Below are 8948 nucleotides of genomic sequence, written 5' to 3'. Positions count from 1 at the left end.
CGGCGGCCAGCTCGTCGAGGACGGCGTTGTCCGCCGCCACCAGCCGGGCCGTCCGGGCCATCGCGGATGACCCGGGCCGGGCCCACCCGGCGGATCCCCCGCGCCCGACGGACACCGGCCGCCGGCCGTGCCGCCCCGTGGTGGACCGGCTCGCGGATCCGCTGCCGCGTTCCCCGCGCGCCGCCGCCGAGCCGCCCCGGCCGTCGACTGACCCGGTCTACAGCACGTTCCGCCACAGCAGGACCAGGCCGAAGACCGCCCCGAACGTGACGATCACGGCCTTGAGAGGGGCACCGGGGAGCCTGCGGAGCAGCCGCGCCCCGACATAGCCGCCGACGACGGTCGCCGGGACCAGGATGGCCACCCCTGCCCAGTTGACGGTGCCGAAGAAGACGTAGAGCGCCACCGCCGTAAACGAGATGACGGCCGACAGCAGGTTCTTCAGGGCGACCGTCCTGGTGAGCGGCTCGTGTTGCAGGAGAGCCAGGCTGGCGACCAGCACGATGCCGAACCCCGCGCCGATGTAGCCGCCGTAGACCCCGCCCAGGGCCACCAACACCTGCAGCGTCGCCGGGTGTTTCTGTCGGCCACGCAGCGCGGAGCGCCTGACCAGCTCGTTCAGGCGGCCCTGGAGGCCGAGGACGGCGGAGGCGGCGAGCACCAGGAACGGCACGATCGTGTCGAAGACGCGGCTGGGCGTCAGCAGCAGCAGCGCCGACCCGGCGACCCCGCCGAGCACGGCGGCGGGGAGGATCCGCCTGACGTCTCGCCGGGGTGGCAGATCCCGGTAACCGCCCACGACGCTGGCCACGTTCCCCGGGAACACCGCGACCGTGCTGGTCAGCTTGGCGGTCAGCGGCGGTATGCCGGTGCCGAGCAGCGCCGAGAAGGCGATGAGGGAGCCGCCGCCCGCGACCGCGTTGAAGGCGCCCGTGGCGACACCGGCGGCGAGGAGCAGCGTTGCCTCGATGGGATCCATCGAGTCCCAGGCTAGTGGCGTCGCCCGCCGGCCGGGCCAGGGTCCGTCGGCCCGGGCCGGGCCGGCGCGCCGCGACGCGGACGGCCTGACGGTGGCCGGCGGTGTGGCGGCGTCGGGGACGCCGGGGTGGCGGCAGCGGCGGTCGGCGGCGGGGGAATTCACCTCTTCCGGGTGAGGCGGAAGCCGCGATTCGCGGGAATGGTGGCCCCTGAGGAGGTGGCGCGATGGGGAATGCCACCCAGGATTTCTTCCGCAGCCTGGCGCAGCGTGGACACGACCGCCGCCTGACGGCGATCGACGAGGGCAGTGTCCGCTTCGACATCAGCCGGGACGGGCGGGTCGACCGCTGGCTCGTCTCCATCGACAAGGGCGACATCACGGTCTCGGAGCAGGCGACCGGCGGGGACGCGGTCGTCCAGGCGGACGGGGCGGTGTTCGACCGGATCGCCAGCGGCGAGGCGTACTTCCTGACCACCGTCCTGCGCGGCGAGGCGACCGTGGCGGGCAGCCCCCGGCTCTTCGCGAGCCTCCGTAGGTTGTTCCCGCCGCCACCCAGGTCGGCGGGGACGGAGCACCGAGGAGGTGACCATGAGTGAGAACCAGGTGGGCATCCTGGACGGCACCACCTTCATGGTGTGTAACCGCTCGGGCGACATCATCCCGTCACCCGACGCTCCCATGGGCCTGTTCGCCCACGACACCCGGCTGCTGTCGAAGTGGGTGCTGACGGTGAACGGGGAACGGCTGACCACCCTTTCCATCGACGACATCCACTATTTCGAGAACCGGTTCTTCCAGGTTCCGGGGCGTCAGGACGTCTACGTCAACAGCACCGTGGGGGTGCGTCGGCTGCACAGCCTGGACAGCGGCCTCCACGAGGACCTGACCGTCATCAACTATGCCAACGAACCGGCCGACGTGACCCTCAGGGTCGAGGCGGACGCCGACTTCGCGGACCTCTTCGAGGTCAAGGACGCGGCGGTGAGGAAGAAGGGCCGACACTACCGGCGGGTCGACGACGGGCGTCTCGTCCTCGGTTACGAACGGGAGCGGTTCCGACGGGAGACGATCATCTCCGCGTCGGCGCCGGCCGCGTGGGACGACGACGGCCTGACGTTCGAGGTCCACCTCGAACCTCGCAGCCGATGGACCGTCAGACTCAGCGCCCTGCCGGACCTTCCGATGCCCAGAGGGCTGGAACGCCTCGTGATCCCGGGGCGGGCAGCAGGCAAGGGCAGGAACAAGGAACAGGATCTCCTGGAGTGGTTGGACCACGCGCCGCGCCTGGAATCCGGCTGGGCGCCACTGAGCGGCACGTACCGGCAGAGCCTGATCGACCTGGCCGCGCTGCGCTTCAGTCCCTTCCTCGCCGAGGACAAGAGGGTCCCCGCCGCCGGCCTGCCCTGGTTCATGGCCATGTTCGGCCGGGACAGCATCTTCACCAGTCTGCAGGCGTTGCCGTTCACACCCGAACTCGCCGCCACCACCCTCCGGGTGCTCGCGCTCCGGCAGGGCAGCCGCGTCGACGACTTCCGGGAGGAGGAGCCCGGCCGGATCCTGCACGAGATGCGGTACGGCGAGATGAGCATCTTCGAGGAGACCCCGCACACGCCCTACTTCGGCAGCGCCGACTCCACTCCCCTGTTCCTCGTGCTGCTCGACGAGTACGAGCGATGGACCGGCGACGTCGACCTCGTGCGCTCGGTCGAGCACGAGGCGCGCGCGGCGATCGACTGGATCGACAACTACGCCGACCTGACGGGCATGGGCTACATCTCCTACGAGCGGCGGAACACCAGGAACGGTCTGGAGAACCAGTGTTGGAAGGACTCCTGGGACAGCATCTGTTACCGCGACGGTCGGCTGCCGGGTTTCCCCCGCGCGACCTGCGAGCTGCAGGGGTACGCGTACGACGCGAAGATGCGCACCGCACGGCTCGCCCGCACCGTCTGGAACGACCCGTCGTACGCGGACCGGCTGGAGCGGGAGGCCGCCGACCTCAGGGAGCGCTTCAACCGCGACTTCTGGGTGGCGGACGGCGAGTACATGGCGCTCGCCCTCGACGGCGACGGCCGCCAGGTGGACGCCCTGTCCTCCAACATCGGGCACCTGCTGTGGAGCGGCATCGTCGACGAGCCGAAGGCGGAAGCCCTGGTACGGCACCTGATGTCGCCCGCCCTGTTCAGCGGCTGGGGTGTCCGCACGCTGGCCGAGGGCCAGGGCCGCTACAACCCCATCGGCTACCACGTGGGCACCATCTGGCCGTTCGACAACTCCTTCATCGCCTGGGGACTGCGCCGTTACGGGTACGCCGACGAGGCGGCGCGGATCGCCGCGGGGATCCTGGACGCCGCCGTCTTCTACGACGGCCGGCTGCCCGAGGCCTTCTCCGGGTCCAGCCGCACCGACACCAGGTACCCGGTCAACTATCCCACCGCCTGCAGCCCTCAGGCGTGGTCCGCCGGCGCGACCCTGCTCCTGCTGAGGACGATGCTCGGGCTCCACCCGGTGGGCGAAGACCTCGTCGTCAGGCCCGCCCTTCCCGCTAACCTCGACTTCGTGGCGTTGCACGGCATCCCCGGGCGGTGGGGGCGGTTCGACGCCTACGGCAGGGGCCCGGCCGCCGCGGGCAGGCAGGGCTACCAGCCCGCACCGCAACAACTTTCCGCCCCCTGACGGGAGGGATGATGCGAGAAATCGACCCGGCGCGCACCGCGGTGGTCGGCGTCCACTGGCAGCACGAGGTCGTCAGCCCCGACGGGCTTTTCGGTCCCTTCTTCGCCGAGCAGGTCGCCCGCCACCGCGTCGCCTCGTACGCCGCCGAGGTCGCCCGGGCGGTACGCGCCAGCGGCGGGCTCGTCGTCTACACGCGGGTCGCCCACCGGCCCGGCTACCCCGACCTCATCCCCAACACGCCCAGCTTCGCCATGATCCCCGAGCGGCAGGCATTCCTGGAGGGCGCGCCGAAGTCCCGCATCATCGACGAGGTCGCGCCGGAGGCGGGCGACGTCGTCGTCACCCACGTGCGGCTCACCGGCTTCTTCGGCACCGAACTCGACACGGTGCTGCGGCGCAGGCAGGTCGAGACAATCCTGTTCACCGGTGTCGCCACCAACCTGTCCGTGGCGGGAACCGCCTTCGAGGCGGTCAACCACGGATACCGGCCCGTGATCGTCTCCGACGCCTGCACGGCCGCGACCGACGAGGCCCACCGGGCGAGCCTGGAGACGTGGAGCCAGCTCGGCGAAGTGGTCACGACCGCCGAGGTCGTCGAGCGGCTGTCGCGTTGAGTCGCCCCTCGATCCGAGCTGGCCGCGTCACGGTCTGGTCCGGCTGCCTCCGCAGGTGCCTTCATCGAGGTGTTCACCACCGTCTGGGTCGCGCGAGCATGGCGGGTGCTCAAGGGACTGTGTCGGAGTAGACCTCGACGTCGTAGAGCAACTGCACGTTGCGGCGGCCGTTCGTGATGCCGACGAAGAGCGGGTCACCGGCCGGGGTGCGGCCCTGGCGCCACACCTGTTCCCGAGCAGCTTCCCGCGATTCGTGATGGATCTTGCCCTCTTGATGCAGTTGCAGGACGCGACGGGCATCGGCCCGGTCGATGTCGAGGTGGACTCGCAGCAGAGGCATGGCGAACTCCTTGCCGACCGTCAAGGCCATCCTTTCGCACGTTCGACTAGCTTACCGCTGTTAAGTTGCCTGTCCACCGGACTAGAGTTGGCTCTATGACCACCGCAGAGCCCGGTGCGCCGACGACACCCTCGGCGGGGCGACGGGGCAGCCGCACCCCGCCGCCGGTATGGCTGCGGGCGGAACCCTCACGTGCACGGCGCAAACCGCCGCTGACCCTCGAACGCATCGTGGACACAGCGGTGGCCATGCTGGACGAGCACGGCATCGAGGGCCTGACGATGCGCTGCCTCGCCCAGCAGCTCAACGTGACGGCGACTGCGTTGTACTGGCACGTGAGGACGAAGGACGACGTCCTGGACCTGGCCGTTGACCGGATCTTCGGCGACGTGCCGATCCCGGACGTGAGCGACGACTGGCACGAGGACATCCGCGCCCTCGTCCGAGGCTGGCGTGGCGCCATGCTGGGCCATCCCTGGGCACCACGGCTGGTCGGACGTCCGATGCTCGGGCCCAACGTCCTGGCCCGTACCGAGTTTCTGCAATCGGCGCTGGTGCGCGGCGGCTGTTGGGGACTTCGGCTTGCGGTGGCCACGCGAATGCTGGCCAACTACGTCATCGGCGCCTCGCTCACGGAAGCCACGTGGCACCGGACCGCGGACCCTGACGTGAGAGCCGCAGCCCGCGACCATGTCGCCGCCAGCGCCAACGCCTATCCGACCCTCAACGCCTCTGGCCATCTCGACGACACCCAATGGGACGACGACCTGCTGTTCGAGGAGGGCCTCAACGGGATTCTCCTGACAGCAGTACGGACATCTGCCGGCGTGACAGCTTCGGCCGGAAGCAGCGCCGCTTGAACGGCGTGCGCACGCTGCCTCGAGTGTCCCGCTTCCCGAATCCGAGACCGACTTGCTGGCCAGCCAGCACGGCGCGACAGGGTTGGGATGTGTTGCCTTGAGCCGCCGAGTCGGTGTCCGCAACGGGCACGACGAGGGCCGGAAATGCCCGGGATCACCTCCAGCCGGCGATCAGTGGTAGCGCCAGCCTTGATCACCACCTGCCGCCGATACATCTATAATCGTCATTGTTCGGCTGCATTCAACCGGGCTGGTGGGGTAGGTGAGGGTGGCATGCTGATCAGTGGGCCGCCCCTGCGCGCTGCGCGGGTCAAGGCGGGGATCTCGATGCGGGGCATGGCGCGCCGCACGGGAACCTCCTACAGCCATCTGTCCAACGTGGAGCGCAGCGGTCGGGCGGCGACTCCGGCGGTGGTGGCACGGGGTTGCGGGCGGCCGGCACGATGACCGGGTGCATGCCGCGACCACACCGCGACGGTCCCCAGCCTGGGTGAGCGTCGGCTGCGTGCTGCTGCTGGTGGTCGGCGGCGCGCTGCTCTGGCTGCCGTTCCACACCCAGTACGCACTCGACGACTGGAAGACCGACCTGCGGGCGCAGGGCGTGCCGGCGCGGGCACTCGTCCACGACCGCGTGTCCAAGCGTGGCGGCACGTCGACCACGATGCACGTCCGGTACGAGCTGTCCGGCCGGACGTACACGCGGGAGGTCGCATGCTTCGAGGTGTGCCGGTCCGTCGGCGACGAGATGCGGATCTGGGTCAACCGGGGCGATCCGGGCGACTTCGTCACCGATTTCGACCAACTCAGCGGGCACCGGGGCCGCGTACAGGGAGGGCTGGGCGCCGTCGGGTTCGGGATCCTGGTCGTGGCGGTCCCCCTGACGCTGTCCCGCGTCCCGTTCGGGCGCTGGTTCCCTCGGCGTACGCCGCCGCGGCCCTCGACTCCGCGAGCCCGGGACGGTGCCGCGTTCACAAGCCGCTCGAAGCACAAGCGCGGCGGCCGCTGACTTCCGCCGCTCAGGGGCCCGACAAATGCGGTTGGATCTCGTGTACGGGGTCGCTACCGTGGTCGGGCACCTCCCGGTGCGCAGGCAACGGCTACTTCCGCTTCCCACGGGGAGACGCGGGTTCGAATCCCGCCGCCGCCGAAACGCGGCGTCGACCAGCGGCCCAGGTCACCTTGGCCCGCGAGGGCCGGTCTCCGTTGCCGCATCTGGTCTCGGGAGGCGCGCTCACGCCGCTCACCCGGTGCGATGGAGACGGTTACTTCTGGCAGGGGCCCACAAAAGGGCTCTGCGGTTCGAGCCCGCACACGCCGTGTCCAACCTTGGTCTCGGGTGAGCGGCGTGAACGACTGACGGACGCGAAACCCCTTGCCGCTCCCGAGCCGCCGCCTGTACGTTGTTGCCACGCGTCCCGGTGCGCAGACGACGGATACTTCTCATCTATGGGTCGGGGGTTCGAGTCCCCTCCAGCCGTTGTGCTGGTAGCTCAGTTGGCAGAGCAATAGGCATTCCGTCGTCGACCTTCTGGTCTCGGGTACGCAGCGCGACCGTTTCTGCCACCCGCCATCACGGATCGGCAAACTCCGTTGCCCGGCCGCCGATGCCGCCGCTACGGTCGGTTCCGCACTTCCCGGTGCGAAGGTGACGGTTACATCTGGAGGGGCGAACGCCCCTGCGAAGGGCACATCCGTCGCCGGCTCCGATCTCGGGAGGCGCGACCACACCACACCCGGTGCGCAGGCGACGGTTACTTCACGGGATCCGCAGGTTGGGGGTTCGAGTCCCCCCACGCCTTCGGGCGGGTAGCTCAATCGGACAGAGCGGCGGACAAGTCCGTCGCCGACTCTGGTCTCGGGTGTGCGTGTGGCCGCGTCCTCTCGTACGAAACATGGGGGACGCGATGGCCACGTTCAACCTCAAGCTGCGCAAGAACCGGCACGAAGACGGCTCCGCGCTCGTCACCGCCGAGGGCGCCCCGGGTTTCGCCCGTGGGCCGCGCACGGAACTGTTCCTGCTCGGCGTGTCGAACATGGTCGGCGAGGAGGCCTTCTACGAGGGCGCCGCCGACCGGGATGCTCGGTTCCGGGAGTTGGTCGCCACCGTCGCCGTCGCCGACCCCGACTGGTTCGCCCGCTTCGTGCCGTGGCTGCGCACCGGCGCGATGCTGCGTTCGGCGGCTGTCGTGGCCGCCCTCGAGGGCGCCCGCGCACAGGTGGCGGCCGGCATTCCCGGATCACGGTCCGTCGTGGACTCGGCGTTGCAGCGCGCGGACGAGCCGGGCGAGGCCCTCGCCTACTGGCTGGGTCGCCACGGCCGGGCGCTGCCGAAGCCGGTCAAGCGGGGCATCGCGGACGCGGCGGTGCGGCTGTACCACGAGCGGAGCCTGCTCAAGTACGACTCCGACCGCAACGCGGTCCGCTTCGGTGACGTCGTCGACCTGACCCACCCGACCGCGCGGGACGAGCGGCAGGGTGAGCTGTTCCGGCACGCGCTGGACCGGCGGCACCAGCGGGACAACCCGCTGCCGGCGTCGCTGACCGTGCTGGCGGCGCGGGCCGAGCTCATGGCGTTGCCGGTCGAGCGGCGTCAGGAGGTCACCGACCCGGCGGTGCTGGGCGCGGCCGGAATGACGTGGGAGGCCCTCGCCGGCTGGCGGCAGACGGCGATGGACGCCCACGCCTGGGAGGCGATCATCCCGACGATGGGCTACCTGGCGCTGCTGCGCAACCTGCGCAACTTCGACCAGGCCGGCGTCAGCGACGCCGTCGCCGAGACGGTGGCGGCCAAGCTGTCCGACCCGGGCGAGGTCGCCAGGTCGCGTGTGCTGCCGATGCGTTTCCTGTCGGCCTACAACGCGGCACCGAGCCTGCGGTGGGGGTACCCGCTGGAGAAGGCGTTGCAGCACGCGCTGGCGAACGTGCCCGCCCTGGACGGTCGGACGCTGGTCCTGATCGACACGTCGGGCTCGATGAACAGCGCCTTCAGCAAGGACGGCACGCTGCGCTGCTGGGACGCGGCCACCGTGTTCGGCCTGGCGCTGGCCGCCCGCGCGCAGGACGCGACGGTCGTGTCCTTCTCCCAGGACACCCGGGTGTTCCCGGCCGTCGCGGGCGAGTCGGTGCTGGCGGCGGTGCGCCGGTTCAAGGAGGGCGGCTACTTCTACGGCGGCGGGACCGAGACCGAGAAGGCGGTGCGTCGGCACTACGCCGGGCACGACCGGGTGGTCATCCTCACCGACGAGCAGGCGCACTGGCACCACTCGGTGGACGTGACGGCCGCGGTGCCCGGGCAGGTGCCGGTGTACACCTGGAACCTGGCCGGATACCGGGTCGGGCACGCCCCGACGGCCGGGAACCGGCACACGTTCGGCGGCCTGTCCGACGCGGCGTTCGCGATGATCCCGCTCATCGAGGCGGGATCCCGCGAGCAGTGGCCTTTCTGATCGCGCCACGACGTCGGCCTCCCACCCCCCGAG

General features: G+C 70.5%; 8 protein-coding genes and 1 pseudogene. 7 read left to right on the top strand and 2 right to left on the bottom strand.

Features of this window, described 5'->3' with window-relative positions:
• Positions 1 to 217: 217 nt before the first annotated feature.
• On the bottom strand, positions 218 to 979 hold the full coding sequence (locus AB0L34_RS31250; RefSeq protein WP_363708954.1) for a sulfite exporter TauE/SafE family protein: 762 nt from the start codon (positions 977 to 979) through the stop codon (positions 218 to 220).
• 224 nt (positions 980 to 1203) lie between these two features.
• Here AB0L34_RS31250 and AB0L34_RS31245 point away from each other — a divergent pair, with 224 nt between their 5' ends.
• From AB0L34_RS31245 to AB0L34_RS31235, 3 genes are read left to right on the top strand one after another with little or no spacing between them, the layout of a single operon-like run.
• Positions 1204 to 1575, top strand: a complete 372-nt coding sequence (locus AB0L34_RS31245; RefSeq protein ID WP_357461820.1) for an SCP2 sterol-binding domain-containing protein — start codon at positions 1204 to 1206, stop codon at positions 1573 to 1575.
• On the top strand, positions 1568 to 3655 hold the full coding sequence (locus tag AB0L34_RS31240) for a glycogen debranching N-terminal domain-containing protein (protein WP_363708952.1): 2088 nt from the start codon (positions 1568 to 1570) through the stop codon (positions 3653 to 3655). The genes AB0L34_RS31245 and AB0L34_RS31240 overlap by 8 nt, the downstream gene beginning before the upstream one ends.
• 11 nt (positions 3656 to 3666) lie before the next feature.
• Complete coding sequence (locus AB0L34_RS31235) at positions 3667 to 4269, top strand: cysteine hydrolase (protein WP_363708950.1); 603 nt, start codon at positions 3667 to 3669, stop codon at positions 4267 to 4269.
• 109 nt (positions 4270 to 4378) lie between these two features.
• On the opposite strand, the gene AB0L34_RS31230 is transcribed toward AB0L34_RS31235, so the two are convergent.
• Positions 4379 to 4639, bottom strand: coding sequence for a hypothetical protein (locus AB0L34_RS31230; RefSeq protein ID WP_363708948.1), 261 nt, complete (start codon positions 4637 to 4639; stop codon positions 4379 to 4381).
• 65 nt (positions 4640 to 4704) lie between these two features.
• Between AB0L34_RS31230 and AB0L34_RS31225 the strand changes: the two are divergent.
• The 4 genes and pseudogenes from AB0L34_RS31225 to AB0L34_RS31210 all read left to right on the top strand — a co-directional run.
• A pseudogene (locus AB0L34_RS31225) lies at positions 4705 to 5397 on the top strand (TetR/AcrR family transcriptional regulator C-terminal domain-containing protein); the annotation flags it as partial.
• Positions 5398 to 5556: 159 nt separating this feature from the next.
• Positions 5557 to 5916 (top strand): helix-turn-helix transcriptional regulator, encoded by a 360-nt coding sequence (locus AB0L34_RS31220; protein WP_363708946.1) that lies wholly within the window; start codon positions 5557 to 5559, stop codon positions 5914 to 5916.
• Between the two features lie 43 nt (positions 5917 to 5959).
• The gene (locus tag AB0L34_RS31215; protein WP_363708944.1) at positions 5960 to 6475 is read left to right on the top strand and encodes a DUF3592 domain-containing protein; all 516 of its coding nucleotides are present in this window, start codon (positions 5960 to 5962) and stop codon (positions 6473 to 6475) included.
• Positions 6476 to 7361: 886 nt separating this feature from the next.
• Positions 7362 to 8915 carry a TROVE domain-containing protein gene (locus AB0L34_RS31210; protein ID WP_363708942.1) on the top strand — a complete coding sequence of 518 codons (1554 nt, stop codon included), beginning with the start codon at positions 7362 to 7364 and terminating at the stop codon, positions 8913 to 8915.
• The last annotated feature ends 33 nt before the right edge of the window (positions 8916 to 8948 follow it).

Source organism: Micromonospora sp. NPDC052213 (assembly GCF_040679695.1).
Taxonomy (GTDB): Bacteria; Actinomycetota; Actinomycetes; order Mycobacteriales; family Micromonosporaceae; genus Micromonospora.
This window is presented reverse-complemented; position numbering and strand designations above follow the sequence as displayed.